This is a genomic window from Shinella sedimenti (assembly GCF_022601905.1).
GTDB lineage: Bacteria > Pseudomonadota > Alphaproteobacteria > Rhizobiales > Rhizobiaceae > Shinella > Shinella sedimenti.
Genome location: NZ_JAKVIN010000003.1, coordinates 224,556 through 241,009, shown reverse-complemented (window position 1 = coordinate 241,009; position 16,454 = coordinate 224,556). Strand labels below are relative to the sequence as shown.

Annotated in this window: 17 protein-coding genes; 10 read left to right on the top strand and 7 right to left on the bottom strand. The window is 64.2% G+C overall.

The genetic code is table 11. From position 1 onward, the window contains the following. Positions 1 to 52: 52 nt before the first annotated feature. A complete protein-coding gene (locus MKI86_RS08550) occupies positions 53 to 778 on the bottom strand; it encodes a sulfate transporter family protein (RefSeq protein ID WP_241599913.1) in 726 nt (241 codons plus the stop codon). 153 nt (positions 779 to 931) lie between these two features. Between MKI86_RS08550 and MKI86_RS08540 the strand changes: the two genes are divergently transcribed. Next, positions 932 to 2,959 carry a HAMP domain-containing methyl-accepting chemotaxis protein gene (locus tag MKI86_RS08540; RefSeq protein WP_269470862.1) on the top strand — a complete coding sequence of 676 codons (2,028 nt, stop codon included), beginning with the start codon at positions 932 to 934 and terminating at the stop codon, positions 2,957 to 2,959. Between the two features lie 27 nt (positions 2,960 to 2,986). On the opposite strand, the gene MKI86_RS08535 is transcribed toward MKI86_RS08540, so the two are convergent. Next, the gene (locus MKI86_RS08535; protein ID WP_241599911.1) at positions 2,987 to 3,619 is read right to left on the bottom strand and encodes an anti-sigma factor; all 633 of its coding nucleotides are present in this window, start codon (positions 3,617 to 3,619) and stop codon (positions 2,987 to 2,989) included. A 251-nt stretch (positions 3,620 to 3,870) separates the two neighbouring features. On the opposite strand from MKI86_RS08535, the gene argB reads away from it, so the two are divergent. After that, on the top strand, positions 3,871 to 4,758 hold the full coding sequence (argB, locus tag MKI86_RS08530) for an acetylglutamate kinase (RefSeq protein ID WP_241599909.1): 888 nt from the start codon (positions 3,871 to 3,873) through the stop codon (positions 4,756 to 4,758). 32 nt (positions 4,759 to 4,790) lie between these two features. On the opposite strand, the gene MKI86_RS08525 is transcribed toward argB, so the two are convergent. Next, positions 4,791 to 5,693 (bottom strand): DMT family transporter, encoded by a 903-nt coding sequence (locus tag MKI86_RS08525; RefSeq protein WP_241599900.1) that lies wholly within the window; start codon positions 5,691 to 5,693, stop codon positions 4,791 to 4,793. Between the two features lie 100 nt (positions 5,694 to 5,793). Here MKI86_RS08525 and MKI86_RS08520 point away from each other — a divergent pair, with 100 nt between their 5' ends. Together MKI86_RS08520 and MKI86_RS08515 are read left to right on the top strand one after the other, a co-directional pair. Next, positions 5,794 to 6,489: a pyrimidine 5'-nucleotidase gene (locus MKI86_RS08520; RefSeq protein ID WP_241599898.1), complete on the top strand. Its 696-nt coding sequence runs from the start codon at positions 5,794 to 5,796 to the stop codon at positions 6,487 to 6,489. Positions 6,490 to 6,625: 136 nt separating this feature from the next. Next, the gene (locus MKI86_RS08515) at positions 6,626 to 7,591 is read left to right on the top strand and encodes an EF-hand domain-containing protein (RefSeq protein WP_241599896.1); all 966 of its coding nucleotides are present in this window, start codon (positions 6,626 to 6,628) and stop codon (positions 7,589 to 7,591) included. Positions 7,592 to 7,678: 87 nt separating this feature from the next. Here MKI86_RS08515 and MKI86_RS08510 read toward each other — a convergent pair whose 3' ends face one another. Then, positions 7,679 to 8,569, bottom strand: coding sequence for an LOG family protein (locus MKI86_RS08510; RefSeq protein WP_241599887.1), 891 nt, complete (start codon positions 8,567 to 8,569; stop codon positions 7,679 to 7,681). Positions 8,570 to 8,745: 176 nt separating this feature from the next. On the opposite strand from MKI86_RS08510, the gene dapD reads away from it, so the two are divergent. The 4 genes from dapD (at position 8,746) to MKI86_RS08490 (ending at position 11,858) form a co-directional block, all read left to right on the top strand. Next, positions 8,746 to 9,603 (top strand): 2,3,4,5-tetrahydropyridine-2,6-dicarboxylate N-succinyltransferase, encoded by an 858-nt coding sequence (dapD, locus tag MKI86_RS08505; protein ID WP_241599885.1) that lies wholly within the window; start codon positions 8,746 to 8,748, stop codon positions 9,601 to 9,603. A 3-nt stretch (positions 9,604 to 9,606) separates the two neighbouring features. Beyond that, complete coding sequence (locus MKI86_RS08500; RefSeq protein WP_241599883.1) at positions 9,607 to 9,993, top strand: DUF805 domain-containing protein; 387 nt, start codon at positions 9,607 to 9,609, stop codon at positions 9,991 to 9,993. Positions 9,994 to 10,081: 88 nt separating this feature from the next. After that, complete coding sequence (dapE, locus tag MKI86_RS08495; protein ID WP_241599881.1) at positions 10,082 to 11,275, top strand: succinyl-diaminopimelate desuccinylase; 1,194 nt, start codon at positions 10,082 to 10,084, stop codon at positions 11,273 to 11,275. Beyond that, positions 11,262 to 11,858 carry a hypothetical protein gene (locus MKI86_RS08490; RefSeq protein ID WP_241599879.1) on the top strand — a complete coding sequence of 199 codons (597 nt, stop codon included), beginning with the start codon at positions 11,262 to 11,264 and terminating at the stop codon, positions 11,856 to 11,858. Before dapE ends, MKI86_RS08490 begins: the two co-directional genes overlap by 14 nt. A 1-nt stretch (position 11,859) precedes the next feature. On the opposite strand, the gene truA is transcribed toward MKI86_RS08490, so the two are convergent. The 3 genes from truA to def form a co-directional block, all read right to left on the bottom strand. Continuing rightward, on the bottom strand, positions 11,860 to 12,603 hold the full coding sequence (gene truA, locus MKI86_RS08485; protein WP_241599877.1) for a tRNA pseudouridine(38-40) synthase TruA: 744 nt from the start codon (positions 12,601 to 12,603) through the stop codon (positions 11,860 to 11,862). After that, on the bottom strand, positions 12,603 to 13,544 hold the full coding sequence (gene fmt, locus MKI86_RS08480; protein WP_241599875.1) for a methionyl-tRNA formyltransferase: 942 nt from the start codon (positions 13,542 to 13,544) through the stop codon (positions 12,603 to 12,605). The genes truA and fmt overlap by 1 nt, the downstream gene beginning before the upstream one ends. 89 nt (positions 13,545 to 13,633) lie before the next feature. Then, on the bottom strand, positions 13,634 to 14,158 hold the full coding sequence (gene def, locus MKI86_RS08475; protein ID WP_241599873.1) for a peptide deformylase: 525 nt from the start codon (positions 14,156 to 14,158) through the stop codon (positions 13,634 to 13,636). A 111-nt stretch (positions 14,159 to 14,269) separates the two neighbouring features. Between def and MKI86_RS08470 the strand changes: the two genes are divergently transcribed. After that, entirely contained in the window at positions 14,270 to 15,463 is a 1,194-nt protein-coding gene (locus MKI86_RS08470; protein WP_241599871.1) for a DNA recombination protein RmuC, read from the top strand. 44 nt (positions 15,464 to 15,507) lie between these two features. After that, positions 15,508 to 16,407: a ribokinase gene (locus MKI86_RS08465; RefSeq protein WP_241599868.1), complete on the top strand. Its 900-nt coding sequence runs from the start codon at positions 15,508 to 15,510 to the stop codon at positions 16,405 to 16,407. The last annotated feature ends 47 nt before the right edge of the window (positions 16,408 to 16,454 follow it).

Sequence of the window (16,454 nt, the reverse complement as noted above, 5' to 3'; positions counted from 1 at the left end):
CGCCATCTGACGATCGAAAAGCCGGCACGATCCTGTGCCGGCTTTTCCTTTATCATGCCTGCGGAAGCGCGAAGCCGGGGTCCTTGCGGCTCAAAGCCTTGTGCACGTGCACCATGAGGCCAGCGGCGAAAAGCGGGGTGAGAAGGTTGACAATCGGTATTGCCAGGAAGGCCGCGACCAGCAGGCCGGCGATCAGCACCGTGGAAAAGTGCTTTTCCCGAAACAGCCGCGCCTCCTGCGGCGAGCGATAGCGCATGGCGGCAAACTCGAAGAATTCCCGGCCGAGCAGGTAGCCGTTGACGGCGAAGAAGGCGATGAGATTGACGCCGGGGATGAACAGCAAGAACAGCGCGACGAGATTGCCGACAAGAACGATGCCGAGGAATTTGACCGAGCCGGCAATCGCCTGCCCCATCGGTAAGGGAACGCCCGGCGTTTCGTTTGGATAGTCCCGCTTCTCGATGACCTCGGCGACGTCGTCGAGGAAGAAGCCGGCGATGATGGCGGTCACTGGGGCCAGCAGCAGCGCCAGGCCGAGCGCAAGCCCGATGCTGGCGACGATGCCGAACACGAAGGTGAGCCAGCCGGCCCATTGCGGCAGATCGGGCATGAACGCGCCTTGCAGCCATGGCCAGGCGAAGGCGATGAAGCTTTCGCGCAGCCCGAACCACACGACGATGAGGGCGAGGAGTGTCAGGCCCAGAACCTTCCAGAAGACGCTACGCGTTTCGGGGGCGAAGAGGTTGGCAAGCGCAAGCCGCGCGGCGTCGAGGATCATCGAAAACTCCTGTTCGACCTCGCATGTAGGGTGGGGAAAACCGGCCGGCAAGGCAGGAGATGAGAACGCTCCATTAAGGCCGCGTTAAAGGACGGGCCCTAGACTTTCGCGCAACCGCACAAAGCGCGTCTTCGAGAAAACCAGGGAACTGTCATGCACAATGTCCGGATCAGCAGGCTCCTGCCGGCGCTCTTCCTTCTGATGGTCGTTCTGGGGGCGCTGCAAGGCGCGGTTGCCTTCCGCTCGCTGTCGGCGATGACCGGCCATATCGAGCGCATCGGCACCGACCGCATGCCGCAGCTGAGCGCCATCCTGCAGCTGAGCCACGCCTTCTCCGATCTCAACGCGATCTACGCAGAACATCTGCTTTCGATGGACCCGGACGAGATCGGCCGCATCGAGGCGCGCATCAAGGAACGCACGGAAGCCTTCGAGGCCATGGTGAAGACCCATGCGGCCGACAACAGCGGCGACGCCGCGGCAATCGCCGGGATCGACACCATCAAGGCGACGCTGACGACCTATCTCGACGAAGCCGGCAAGCTCGTGCAGTTCTCCGCCATCGGCGCCAAGGGACCGGCGCTCGACATCTACAAGGGGTCGATGAAGGCAAGTGCCGATGCGATCACCGCGGCGCTCAACGCGCTCGTGGCGCACACCCAGACCGTGACGGACGAGACGATCGAGACCGCACGCGGCGAGGAAGGTTCCGCCTTTGCGCTGACCTGGGCCTCGCTCGCCGCCGCGATGGGCCTCGCCATCGCTGCCATTTTCCTCGTCAACCGACGCGTCGTGCGACCGCTCAACGGCCTTGCCGGCGCAATGAAGCGGCTGGCCGAAGGCGATACGGTCGTCACCATCCCCAGCGCCGGCCGCAAGGACGAGATCGGCGACATGGCCGGCACCGTCGCCGTCTTCCGCGACAATGCCGCCGAGCGCCAGCGTCTCGAACGCCAGGCCGAAGACGACCGCCACCGCGCCGACAGCGAGCGACAGGCACGCGAGGCGGAACGCACCCGTGACAGCGGTCAGGTCCAGCAGGCGGTCGCAAGCCTTGCAGACGCTTTGGGCAAGCTCGCCGCCGGCGACATGACCTGCCGCATCGACGTGCCCTTCGAGGGTGATCTCGACCGGCTGCGGGCGGACTTCAACGCCTCCGTCTCGCGCCTCAGCGATGCGCTGCGCGAAGTGGGCGAGAACGCCGCGGCGATCGATGCGGGCGCAAGCCAGATCCGCTCGGCGGCCGACGACCTGTCGCGCCGCACGGAACAGCAGGCCGCTTCCGTCGAGGAGACCGCCGCGGCGCTGGAAGAGATCACCACCACCGTCAAGGATTCGACCCGGCGCGCGGAAGAAGCCGGAGACCTCGTTTCGCGAACGCGCACGGGCGCCGAAAAGTCCGGCGAAATCGTTCGCCGCGCTGTCGCGGCCATGCATGAAATCGAGAAATCCTCCAGCGAGATCACCAGCATCATCGGCGTGATCGACGATATCGCCTTCCAGACCAACCTTCTGGCGCTGAACGCCGGCGTGGAAGCCGCTCGCGCAGGCGAGGCCGGCAAGGGCTTTGCAGTCGTGGCGCAGGAAGTCCGCGAACTGGCCCAGCGCTCGGCCAAGGCCGCCAAGGAAATCAAGTCGCTGATAACCACCTCGGGCGAGCAAGTCCGCACCGGCGTCTCCCTGGTCGGCGACACCGGTCGCGCATTGCAGACCATCGTCACCGAAGTGCAGGAGATCAACAGCCACGTTGCGGCCATCGTCGAGGCGGCGCGCGAACAGTCGGTGGGCCTTCAGGAAATCAACACAGCCGTCAACAGCATGGACCAGGGCACACAAAAGAATGCTGCCATGGTCGAGGAGACCACGGCCGCAAGCCACGGCCTAGCCGCCGAAGTGCAGGCACTCAACGCTCTGATCGGCCGCTTCAATGTCGGCGGCGCGGCGGCGTCAAGCCGAACCGTGCAGGCACCGCATCTTCACGTCGTCCCCACGACGCCGTCGATGCCTGTCACACCCCAGCCTGCGGCGGTTCGCAAATCCCCGGGCCAATGGAACGTCAAGGCGGCTTCCAGCCAGTCCCGTCCCGTCACCTCTCCCGCGCTCGCACTCAGCGAGAAGCTCGCCGGCGCATTCGGCGCACATCAGGAGAAGAGATCGGATGCGGATTGGGAAGAGTTCTGAGAAGACCGGCAATCCACCGTCCCCATCTCACTTTTCAGGCGGTTCGCCGGATCGTGACAGGATGAGCGCGCTTCCGGCCTTATGAGGCAGAACGCCCAGCGACACTGGCGCCTCGCCTTCCTTCTTCAGCCAGACTTCGAGCGCACGCTTTTTCTCATTCGCATCGGAAACCGGCGTGAGGCGGAGCGCGCCGTTGGTTTCTTCATAATGCACGAAATGGTCGATTGCGGCTCCCTCGCCGGCCGCGTCGGAAACGAGCCGGCCGGCACCGACGGGCCGTTGCGTGAGCAAGCCCCCGAGGGACAGGACGAGGCCGGCCGCAACGGCAAGGCCCGCGAAGGCAAGTCCGCGCCAGAAGCCGAGGGAATTCCAGCACCCACCCGAAACCTTGCCTGTGAACACCGCATCGCATGGGCCCATATGCAGGACCTGCCGGCCGCCGCCGAGGCCGACACCGGGCGCGGCATGCGGCGGCGTGTCGTCGCTGAAGGTCAAGAGCGTTTCCTGCCAGCGGCCGACCATCGCCGCAAAGCGGCGGTCGGATGCCAGCCGCGCCTCGACCTTGCGGCAATCCTCCTGAGAAAGCGCGCCGAGCACATATTCACCGGCGATCACTTCGTCGCAGCGGGTCTCTCCCATATCTCGGCCGAATGCCGTCATCGCTTCCTGCACTCTCTCGGTTCGCGCGGATGGCGCGCAACGGTGGTTTTCTCTCATATAGGAACGCGCGGATGCATTTTCCCATAGCAGACACGCATGGACATCATAATCTTCCCATCGCCATTGCGCTATCGACGCCGCAGCTGTGAAAGGCGCTTTCTCGCGCCCGCCGACGCATTGTGAAAAGAGGATCATTCCATCGTCACAAAACATGCGTTAAACAGGCGCCCACCCATTCCCGAGAGGCCGCCATGTCCCAATCCGAAAGCGAAAACCAAGCCCGCCTTCTCGTTCAGGCCCTGCCCTACATGCAGCGCTACGAGAACAAGACCATCGTGGTGAAATATGGCGGCCACGCCATGGGCAACCCGGAGCTCGGCAAGGCTTTCGCCAGCGACATCGCGCTTCTCAAGCAGTCCGGCGTCAACCCGATCGTCGTGCACGGCGGCGGCCCGCAGATCGGCGCCATGCTGACCAAGATGGGCATCGAATCGAAGTTCGAAGGCGGCCTGCGCGTCACCGACCAGAGGACGGTCGAGATTGTCGAGATGGTGCTGGCCGGCTCGATCAACAAGGAGATCGTCGCGCTCATCAACCAGACCGGCGAATGGGCGATCGGCCTGTGCGGCAAAGACGGCAACATGGTCTTCGCCGAGAAGGCCAAGAAGACCGTCACCGATCCCGACAGCAATATCGAGCGCGTTCTGGACCTCGGCTTCGTCGGCGAGGTGGTGGAAGTCGACCGCACGCTGATCGACCTGCTTGCCAAGTCAGAGATGATTCCGGTCATCGCGCCTGTTGCCCCCGGCCGCGACGGCCACACCTACAACATCAACGCCGATACCTTCGCGGGCGCCATCGCCGGCTCGCTGAACGCCACCCGCCTGCTCTTCCTGACGGACGTTCCCGGCGTGCTCGACAAGGATGGCCAGCTCATCAAGGAACTGTCGGTGGCGCAGGCCCGCGCGCTCATCAAGGACGGCACCATTTCCGGCGGCATGATCCCGAAGGTCGAGACCTGCATCGACGCCATCAAGGCCGGTGTCCAGGGCGTGGTCATCCTCAACGGCAAGACAGCCCATTCGGTGCTTCTCGAACTCTTCACCGAGCATGGCGCCGGCACGCTGATCGTGCCCTGACGGCTCTCACCGGCGGCAACGCGCCGCCGGGTCTACCAGAAGAGCAGGCCGAGGATGCCGCAGACGATGAGAAGGCATCCTGCCACTTCCGTGCGGTTCACCCGCTCATGGAAAAGGAAGTAGGAGGCCATGAAGGTGAAGACCAGCTCGATCTGGCCGAGTGCGCGCACATAGGCCACCTGTTGCAGGCTCATGGCCGTGAACCAGCAGGCCGAGCCCATGACGCCGGTAATGCCGACCAGCGACGAGGAGCGCCAGCTCTTCAGCACCTGAACGATCTCGTTCTTGTCCTTCCACAGCATCCAGATCAGCATGAAGGCCGTCTGGAAGGTCGTCACGCAGGCGAGCGTGACGGCCGCGTTCATGATGGGCCCCGGCCCATCCAGCGAGAGGGCGGCGCTGCGATAGGCGACTGCCGACACGCCGAAGACACCGCCCGAGGCGATGCCGATCAGGGCGGTGCGGCCGGTCAGCGCCGCGAAAGTGTTGCGCCAGGACAGCGGCGACCGGGCGACCGAGATCAGCATGACCCCGATAACCCCGACGATGATGGCGACGACTGCGCCGGGCGTGATGCGCTCGCCGAGCAGGATGAAACCGAAGATCGCCGCCTGGACCGGCTCCGTCTTGGAATAGGCCGTGCCGACGGCGAAATTTCTCAGCGAGAAGAGGTAGACGAGCAGCATCGTCGCGAAGATCTGCGCGAGGCCGCCGATCACCGCCCAGGCCGCAAAGGTCCAGTTGAGCGCGGGAAACGCCAGGCCGGCGATCCAGTGCAGCGAAAGCGCATAGAGGATTGCCAGCGGGAAACCATAGCCGAACCGCACGAAGCTCGCGCCGCGCGTACCAAGCGAGCCCTGAAGATGCTTCTGCAGGGCCGAGCGCAGGTTTTGCAGGAAGGCGGCGGCGATGGTGATGGGGATCCAGAGTTCCATGCACTGCCGCTAGCACGGCGGTTTCGGCAAATCCATCTCCGGCGAAGCGGCGCTTGAAATTTCCGTTTGCCGCCGCGCGGGCCCATGGCATAAGGCAGCCATGACCGATCTTCCGAACAAAGCCGACTTCGCCCATGTGCGTGACTGGGTCTTCGACCTCGACAACACGCTCTATCCGCATCACGTCGATCTCTTCGCCCAGATCGACAAGAACATGACGGCCTATGTCTCGGCGCTGCTCGGTCTGTCGCGCGAAGATGCGCGCGCCCTGCAAAAGCAGTATTATTACGACCACGGCACGACGCTGAAGGGGCTGATGCTCCATCACAATATCGACCCCCTGGATTTCCTGGAAAAGGCGCATGCCATCAACTACGGCGTGCTGTCGCCCGACCTGTCGCTCGGCGAGGCCATCCGCGCACTGCCCGGCCGCAAGTTCATCTTCACCAACGGCAGCGTCAAGCATGCCGAGATGGCCGCGAAGGCGCTCGGCATCCTCGACCATTTCGACGACGTCTTCGACATCGTGGCGGCGGAATACATGCCCAAGCCCGCGGGCGCGACCTATGACAAGTTCATGGCGCTGCACCGGATCGAGACGCAGCAGGCCGTGATGTTCGAAGACCTGCCGCGCAATCTTCTCGTGCCGAAGACGCTCGGAATGAAGACGGTGTTGCTCATTCCGCAAAACGACAACCACGAATTCGTGGATGCCTGGGAGAGGCGCTCGGAAGAGGACAAGCATATCGATTATGCGACGTCCGACCTTACGGCCTTCCTCAACGCGCTTCTCTGACGCGAGCGGCCACATTCCCGACACGGAAAAAACCCTTTCCCGCCAAAGGGTTCAATTACCAATTTGTAACTGGCCACGGCCGGCTTTCCCTCTATCCTGCGCTCCCAAGGGACGACAATGGATGAAAGGAACGACCATGGCTAAAAAGGAACTCCTTCTCGGCGCCGTTGCCGCCAGCCTTATCTTCTCGGGCATCGCCGCCCCCGCCTTCGCCGCGAAACACGAAGGCAAGCACGACAAGCATCATGCCCGTCATACCGCGATGATCGAGCGGCTCGACACCGACAAGGATGGCAAGGTGACGCTTGCCGAATTCAAGGCCAATGCCGCCAACGCCTTCAAGGCCTTCGACGCCAATGGCGACGGCCAGGTGACGAAGGATGAGATCACGGCTCGCCACGCCGCGTTCAAGGATGCCCGCAAGGCGATCCGCGCCGCCGCCGATACCGACAAGGACAAGGCCCGCGAGACACTGCGCGCCGTTGGCCCCTACATGCTGCCGGGTGCGGGCAAAATGTTCGACCACGCCGATACCGATAAAAACGGCACGCTTTCGGAAGCCGAAGTTATGGCTGCTGCCGAAAAGATCTTCGAACGTCGCGACACCAACAAGGATGGCGCCATCGACGTGGCGGATGTCCGCGCCGGCGGCAAGGGCAAGTGGCACGGCAAGAAGAGCGAAGAGCGTGCGCAGCGCATGCTGGAGCGCGTCGATACCGACAAGGACGGCAAGATCTCGCAGGCCGAGATGCTAGCCTATGCCACGGCAAACTTCGAGCGGTTCGATACGGACAAGAACGGCGAAGTGACCAAGGCGGAAGTCGACGCCAAGCGTGAAGCGTTCCGGGATGCCCGCAAGGCGTTTCGTGCGGTCAAGGCGACCGATGGCGAAGCCAAGGACGCCGCGCGTCAGGCGATGCGTGACGCGCGTATCGACGGCATGGGTGCACGTATGTTCGAGCGCGCCGACACGAACAAGAACGGCGTCCTGACGAAGGCCGAGATGGAAACGGCCGCCGCCGCCCTGTTCAAGCAGCGCGACCGCAACGGCGACGGCTTCATCACTGCCGACGAAATGGTCATGAAGCACCACAAAAAATAGAGCTTTCCCTGCCAGTACGTCCAACTGAAACGCCCCGGCCATGCCGGGGCGTCTTTTATTGGCGGCAGTGTACAGCTTGGCCTCGTGTCAGGCTTCGGCCACAGCCTGCTCGGGCTCGAGCTTCTCGTAGAACTTCACGATGATGTCCCAGGCCTCTTCGGCCGTCTCGACGAATTCCAGGAGCTCGACATCGCCGGGCGCAATGGTGCCGAAGGCGGCCAGCGCATCGAAATCGATGATCTTGTGCCAGAATTCCTTGCCGAACAGGATGAGCGGAACCAGCGCCATGCGCCCGGTCTGCATCAGCGTGACCGTCTCGAACAGCTCGTCAAGCGTGCCGAAGCCGCCCGGGAACACCGTGACGGCCTTGGCGCGCAGCAGGAAATGCATCTTGCGGATCGCGAAATAGTGGAAGTTGAAGCTGAGTTCCGGCGTGACATAGGGGTTCGGCGCCTGCTCGTGCGGCAGCACGATGTTGAGGCCGATGGACGGCGCACCGACATCGGCGGCGCCGCGGTTGCCTGCTTCCATCACGCCCGGCCCGCCGCCGGTGACGACGACATATTCCTTGAAGCCGAGTTCCGCCGATTTCTCAGAGCACATGCGCGCGAACTTGCGCGCTTCCTCGTAGTAGACCGAGGCCGCCTCCAGATTGGCGCGCTGCGTCTCGTTGCGGGCCGCCCAGGCATCCTGGCCGGGGGCAGGAATGCGCGCACCGCCGAACATGACGATGGTCGACTTGATGCCGTGCTCGGCCAGCATCATCTCCACCTTCAGGAGTTCCAACTGGAGGCGCACGGGCCGCAGTTCCTCGCGGCAAAGGAAATCGTCGTCGACATAGGCAAGCCGATAGGCCGGATGAGCCGATTGCGGCGTCTGGGGCACGACGGCGGCGCGATGCTTGTCCTGCGCGCTGTCGGCCAACGGATCCCACACGCCATCCTTGCGGCGCAGATTCTTTTTCTTCAGTCTTGCCATCACTCTTTTCCTGTCTTGCCGCCGCGCGGAATCACCATTGCGTCCGTGCGACAGTATCTGCCGGAAAAGGGCTTCATCTTTTCCGGCACTTGCTCTAGAGCATTTCGCTGATTGATGAAATCGACCTTCCGGCCTCCCGACAAGCGAAAATAAGCGTCGAAGTTTAAGGAATTCCGATGAGCACGTCCGATCTCGCCACCCTTTCCGCAACCATCGAACGCGCCTTCGAGGAACGCGACGGTGTCAGCACCAGCACGCGCGGCGAAATCCGCGACGCTGTGGAAACATCGCTCAACCTGCTCGATGCGGGCAAGGTGCGTGTCGCCGAACGCGGCGCCGACGGCAACTGGACGGTGAACCAGTGGCTCAAGAAGGCCGTGCTGCTCTCCTTCCGCCTCAACCCGATGGAAATCGTCAAGGGCGGCCCGGGCGATTCGTCCTGGTGGGACAAGGTGCCCTCCAAGTTCGACGGCTGGAGCGTCAACGAATTCGAGAAGGCTGGCTTCCGCGCCGTGCCGAACTGCGTCGTTCGCCGTTCGGCCTATATCGCACCCAACGCGATCCTGATGCCCTCCTTCGTCAATCTCGGCGCCTATGTCGGCGAAGGCACGATGGTCGACACGTGGGCGACGGTCGGCTCCTGCGCGCAGATCGGCAAGCATGTGCACCTGTCCGGTGGCGTCGGCATCGGCGGCGTGCTGGAGCCGATGCAGGCCGGCCCGACCATCATCGAGGACAATTGCTTCATCGGCGCCCGCTCGGAAGTCGTCGAAGGCTGCATCGTGCGCGAGGGCTCCGTGCTCGGCATGGGCGTCTTCATCGGCAAGTCGACCAAGATTGTCGACCGCGCGACCGGCGAAGTGACCTATGGTGAAGTGCCGCCCTATTCGGTCGTCGTCGCCGGCTCCATGCCATCAGACAAGACCATGCCGAACGGTCTGCCCGCGCCTAGCCTCTATTGCGCCGTCATCGTCAAGCGCGTGGATGCGCAGACCCGTTCGAAGACCGGCATCAACGAACTGCTCCGGGATTGAGCCATGACAGCCGTTGAAGAGCAGAGACCGCGTCTCACCTGGCTCTTCTTCGGCTGGTCGGGTCGCCTCAGCCGCGCGCCCCATGCGCTCGGCTGGGCCTTCTGGCTTATGGTGATGTCGGCTGCCTTCACGCGCGTCCTCACCGTGTCCAAGGATCATCCGTCCTTCATCCTGTGGGCTCTCGTGTTTATCCTGGCCGCGGTCCTCTCGACCATCTCCTCGCTGATGCTTTCGATCAAGCGATTGCACGACATGAACCTGCCGGCCCCGCTCATCCTCTGCCTCTTCGTTCCCGCGCTTTCCTTCTTCGCGCTCTTCGTGTTTCTCGTCTGGCCCGGCACCCGCGGGCCGAACGAATACGGGCGCATCCCTGACCATCCGAAGGACTGAGCAGCACGCACTCCGGCCACGCGTGACAGCTTGCGAACGATGGGCTACATCTCGATTCCCTCTGTTTCCGTGCCGTGATCGCATGCCCATGACCTCTGTCGACCCGATTGCCAATCTCGCCACCCTGATCCGCTGCCCGTCCGTGACGCCCGCCGAGGGCGGCGCGCTGACGGCCCTTGCCGCCATGCTGGAGCCGCTCGGTTTCACGGTGGAGCGCATGGTGGCCAGCGAGCCAGGAATGCCCGATATCGAGAACCTCTATGCCCGCATCGGCACCGGCGGTCCGCATCTGATGTTTGCGGGCCATACCGATGTCGTGCCTGTCGGCGACGAGGCTGCCTGGACGCATGATCCGTTCGGCGCGGAGATCGCAGGCGGCGAGATGTTCGGCCGCGGCGCCGTGGACATGAAGGGCGGCATTGCCTGCTTCGTCGCCGCCGTCGCGCGCCATATCGAGAAGCACGGTCCGCCGAAGGGTTCCGTCTCCTTCCTCATCACCGGCGACGAGGAAGGCCCGGCTGTCAACGGCACGGTGAAGCTGCTCGAATGGGCCGCCGCCCGCGGCGAGCGCTGGGATGCCTGCCTCGTGGGCGAGCCGACCAATCCCGACCAGCTCGGCGACATGATCAAGATCGGCCGGCGCGGCTCCGTCTCCGGCACCGTGACGGTGCACGGCGTGCAGGGACACGCCGCCTATCCGCACCTCGCCGACAATGCCGTGCGCGGCATCGTCGCGCTGACGGACGCCCTGATGCATCCGCCCTTCGACTCCGGCACGGAGAACTTCCAGCCGTCGAACCTCGAAGTCACGACCATCGACATCGGCAACCGCGCCACCAATGTCGTGCCGGGCAAGGCAACCGCCAGCTTCAACATCCGCTTCAACGACGTCTGGACGGCCGAGACCGTGATGGCTGAGATCGTGCGCCGGCTCGATGCCGCGGCCGCCGACGAGCGGCTGCGTCCCGGCCGCGACCCCGTGCGCTACGATATCGCCTGGGCCGAACGCCCCAGCCATGTCTTCCTTACGCGCAACAACCAGCTGATCGCCTCGCTATCAGGCGCAGTAGAAGCGGTAACCGGCCGGGCGCCGAAGCTTTCGACGACCGGCGGCACCTCCGATGCCCGCTTCATCAAGGACTATTGCCCGGTCGTGGAGTTCGGCCTTGTCGGCCAGACCATGCATATGGTGGACGAACGCGTGGCCGTCGCCGATCTCGAGACGCTGACCGTGATCTACGAGACCTTCATCGAACGTTGGTTCGACAATGCCCGGGCTTGACGAGGTTCTCCACTATCTTACCGGCGTCTTTCTGCTGCTTCGCCAGAAGCAGGAAGGCTTCGGCTGGCTGGACCTGACGCTGCGCGGCTTCACGCGGTCGTTCTGGGCGATCGTGTGGTGCCTGCCGGCCTTTGCGGTGATCTGGGCGTCGTGGCGGCTCTACTATCTCGCCGCCATGCCCGCCGATACGCCCGCCGGTCTCAATTTCTTGGTGAAACTCGCCGTTATCGATGTCGTCGGCTGGATGCTGCCGCTCGTATTGCTGGCAGTGCTTGCCCGCCCGCTGGGCTATGGCAACTATCTCGCAACGCTGGTGACCGCGAGCAACTGGGTTGCGATCCCCTTTGCCTATGCTGCCGCCGTGCCCTTTGCGCTGACACTCGTGCTGCCCACCAGCGCGCCGTTTGCCGGCCTGCTTCTCTACGTGGTCTTCGGAGCCAGTGTCGTGCTGCAGTATCGGCTCGTCTGGATGTGCGTCGGCAAGCAGACGCTTCTGGCCGCGGCCATCACCGCGATCTTCGTGCTGCCGCCGATGATCGTCGGCCAGGAGCTTCAGCGTCTTCTCGGCACGATGCCGGTCTAGCTCAGTAATCGACGGCCATGAAGTAAAGGCCGTCCGGCGGCGCCACGGGGCCGCAGGCCTTGCGGTCGCGGGACTCCAGCGCCGCACGCACATCATCCGCCGTCCACTTGCCCTCGCCCGCCAGCTTCAGCGTCCCGGCAAAGGAACGGATCTGGTTGTGCAGGAAGCTTTGCGCGGACACACGCATCTCGATGAGATTGCCGCTGCGCGTTACCTCCAGCCGGTCGATGGTGCGCACCGGGCTGTTTGCCTGGCACTGGGCTGCGCGGAACGTCGTGAAGTCGTGCCTGCCGACGAGCATCTGGCCAGCCGCATGCATGGCCTCGTGATCGAGGTCTTTGGCGACAAACCAGGCGCGGTTCGCCTCCAACGCGAGCGGCGCCTTGCGCGAGATGATGCGGTAGAGATAGTGCCGCTTCTTCGCGGAGAAGCGCGCATCGAAATCGTCGGGCACCTGTGCTGCATCGAGAATCGCGACACGCTCGCCGGCCATGCCAAGATGGGCGTTGAGGGCGTTGCGGAGCGTGTGTTCCTTCCAGTCGCGCGTCAGGTCCGCATGGGCGACCTGCCCTGTCGCATGCACGCCGGAATCCGTGCGTCCCGCACCGCGGATCGAGACGGTCTCGCCGGTCAGCGACAGGATCGCCGCCTCGATGGCGCCTTGCACGGAGGGCCCATTGTCCTGCCGCTGCCAGCCCACATAGGGGGTGCCATCATATTCGATCACGAGCTTGTAGCGCGGCATCAGGCCAGGACCTGACCGGGTGCGACCGGTGTGCCGCGCAGGAAATCGGCCGCATCGAGCGGCCTGCCGCCGGCCTTCTGCAAGCGCATCAGCCGGACGGCGCCCTTGCCGCAGGCGATGGTCAGCGCATCGTCGAGAACCGTTCCGGCGGGGTGCCTGGCGGCTTCATCGATGAGCGCACTTGCCAGCACCTTGACCCGTTCCGGCTTGCCGGCGACGGGCAATTCGAACCACGCGCCGGGAAACGGCGAGAGGCCGCGGATATGATTGTGCACGTCCCGGGCAGGTCGGGAAAAATCGATACGGGTCTCGGCCTTGTCGATCTTGGCGGCGTACAGCACGCCCTCCTCGGCCTGCGGCGTCAGCGGCAGATCGCCAGCCTCCAGCTTCCCCATGGCCTCGACCATCAGTGCGCCGCCGGCCTGCATCAACGCATCGTGCAGTTCGCCGGCGGTCATGGCCTCGCCGATCGCCACGCGGCCGGTGAGTGCGACAGGGCCGGTATCGAGTCCCTTGTCCATCTTCATGATCATCATGCCGGTCTCGGCATCGCCTGCCATGATCGCCCGCTGGATGGGAGCGGCACCTCGCCAGCGCGGCAGAAGAGAGGCATGGCCGTTGTAGCAGCCGAGGCGCGTGCCGGTCAGGATAGCCTCCGGCAGAAGCAGGCCGTACGCCACGACGACGGCGACATCCGCCTTCAGGGCGCGGAACGCCTCGCGCTCAGATTCCTCACGGAAGTTGACGGGTGTGTGGACGGGAATGCCGAGCCGCTCGGCCGCCTGGTGCACGGGGGATTTGACCAGCTCCAGGCCGCGGCGGCCGGCCGGGCGGGGTGGCTGGGAATAGACGGCGACGATTTCGTGGCCCGCCTCGGCCAGTGCCGTCAAGGTCGGGACGGAGAAGTCCGGCGTGCCCATGAAGATAATGCGAAGGGCCATCGGTCAGCCTCCGTGAAAGCGGTTGCGGTGAAACCGCAAGGCGGTCTCGCGTCCGCAACCGCGTGAAAACGAAGCCGCAGCAATCGCGCTCAGAGCGCCTTGCTGCCGCGCAGCTTGGCGGCCTTGGTGAATTTGCGGATCACCATTTCGCGCTTCAGCTTGGAAATATGGTCGATGAACAGCACTCCGTTCAGATGATCGATCTCGTGCTGGAGGCAGGTGGCCAGCAGGCCGTCGGCCTCCGTCAGCTTCTCCTTGCCATCGCGGTCGAGATGCTTGACCTTGATCGCCGCCGGACGCTCGACTTCCGCGTAGTAGTCCGGGATAGAAAGGCAGCCTTCCTCGTAAACCGAGCGCGCATCCGTGGCGGAGACGATTTCCGGGTTGATGAAGACAAGCGGCTGCTTCTCATCGCCATCCTTCGACACGTCGAGCACGAGCATGCGGCGCGCAACGCCGATCTGGATGGCGGCAAGGCCGATGCCCGGCGCGTCGTACATGGTTTCCAGCATGTCGTCGGCGAGCTTCTTGACCTCGCCATCCACGGTCTCGATGGGCTGCGAGACCTGGCGAAGGATCGGATCGGGAAGGATAATCAGCGGCTTGATGGTCATGCGCCTCCTTAACCTGCTTTTTTCGGGCTTTCAATCGGCTTGCGCGGCCGGAAAATGGCTTTGTTCACGGTATGATCTGGTTTTTGCCATCATCCATGGTATGGTCGCGCCATGATCGATCCTGCCCTTGATACGCTTCTCACCTCCACACTCGACCGGCTCGGCGGAACCGGGCCCGCGCTGGCCCTGCTGCTCGCCGCGCTGATCCTGATTTTCGGCCTGCTTTCGGCCCGCCGGAGCCAGGCGCGCCAGCGCGAGGCGGCAAGCATTGCGGAGCTGCGCTTCGCCGAACTCCTCAAGGCACAGACGGAGATGCAAGGTCGTGTCGCTGCGATGGCCGAAGTCTTCGGCGCCAAGCAATCCGAGACGAACCAGGCCATCAACACGCGGCTCGACGGGCTGACGCAACGGCTCGGCCAGTCGATCTCCGAACAGACGCGGGCGACACACGAGAACCTGCGCCGCCTCCAGGAGCGGCTTGCGGTTATCGACAACGCCCAGACCAACATCCAGTCGCTTGCCAAGGATGTGGTGGGGCTTCAGGCCATTCTGTCCAACAAGCAGACGCGCGGCGCCTTCGGCCAGTCGCGCATGGAGACCATCATTGCCGATGCGCTGCCGTCCGGCGCCTATCAATTCCAGGCACAGCTTGGCAGCGGGGTGCGTCCGGACTGCACGATCCGCATGCCGAACGGCCAGCCGCCGCTCGTCGTGGATGCGAAATTCCCGCTGGAAGCCTGGAACGCCATGTCGGACGCGCGCTCGCCGGAAGCCGCGAAGGTCGCTGCCCAGCAATTCCGCCGCGACATGGAAATCCATATCCGTGATATCTCCGAAAAGTACCTGATTGCCGGCGAGACGCAGGACACGGCCTTCCTGTTCGTACCGTCCGAATCGATCTTCGCCAGCATCCACGAGAATTTCGAGGCCGTCGTGCAGCGGGCGCACCGCGCACGCATTGTGATCGTCTCGCCATCACTACTGATGCTGTCGGTGCAGGTTCTGCAGGCCCTTCTGAAAGACCAGCGCATGCGCGAGCAGGCCCATGTCATCCAGGGCGAGGTTGGGCGTCTCATGGACGATTTGACGCGGCTCGACGACCGGGTGCGCAAGCTGCACGGTCATTTCACCTCCGCCCAGAAGGATGTGGACCTGATTTTGACGTCGACTGAGAAGCTTACACGGCGCGGCGCGCGGATCGGCGAGCTGGAATTCGAAACTGTCACCGCACTTTCGGAGAGCGCTGATACGGTTGCAGAAGGCCGAACGGCGCCGCCGCGGCTGAGGGTGGTTGACGAGGACTGACTGCCTCAGGCAGTGTCCGGCGGAAACGACAAAGGGCTATTTTCATGATCACCGTCTTCGGCTCCATCAACATGGACCTCATCGCCACGCCGGAACGCCTGCCGAGACCTGGCGAAACGGTGATGGGCACCAGCTTCACCACCGCTGCCGGCGGCAAGGGGGCCAACCAGGCGCTCGCCGCACGCCGTGCCGGGGCCATGGTGCGCATGGCCGGCGCCGTGGGCGACGACCGCCTGGGCAGCCAGGCGCTGGCGCTTCTGGCGGATGCTGCCGTGGACCTCAACGCCGTACGCTATCCCGCCGAGGCGACGGGCACCGCCCACATCCTCGTCGCGCCCGACGGCGAGAACATGATCGTCGTCGTTCCCGGCGCCAACGGCACTGTCAGTGACGAGGATGCCAGACGCGCCGTCACCGCCATGTCGCGTGGCGATTACCTGATGCTGCAATTCGAAATCCCGACCACAGCGATCGAGGCCGCGCTGGCCGCCGCCAGGCAGAAGGGTGTCGTCTCGATCATCAACATCGCGCCGTTCAATGCCGAAGCCAAGAGGCTCGGCGGTACGGCCGACATCCTTGTCGCCAACGAAACCGAATTCGATCTCTTCGCCGGCAAGGGCGAACTCTCCGGTGAGGAGCGCGAAGCGGTCATGCGTCGCATCCACGGCGAGAACGGCCAGACCATCATCGTCACACTCGGCGCCGATGGTGTCGTCGCCATCCGCAAGAATGAGATCTACCGGGCCGCCGGCCTCAAGATCGAGCCGGTAGATACGGTGGGCGCGGGCGACACGTTCTGCGGCTACCTTGCCGCCTCGCTCGATGCCGGACTTGCCTTCAAGGACGCGTTGCGTCGCGCAGCCGTCGCAGGGTCGCTCGCCTGCCTGAAGCCCGGCGCCCAACCTTCCATTCCCTTCGCAAACGCCGTCGACGCGGAGGTCTGACGCCATCGCCCAACCCCCGTTGCGGGCAGGATTTCGCAACGGGGACA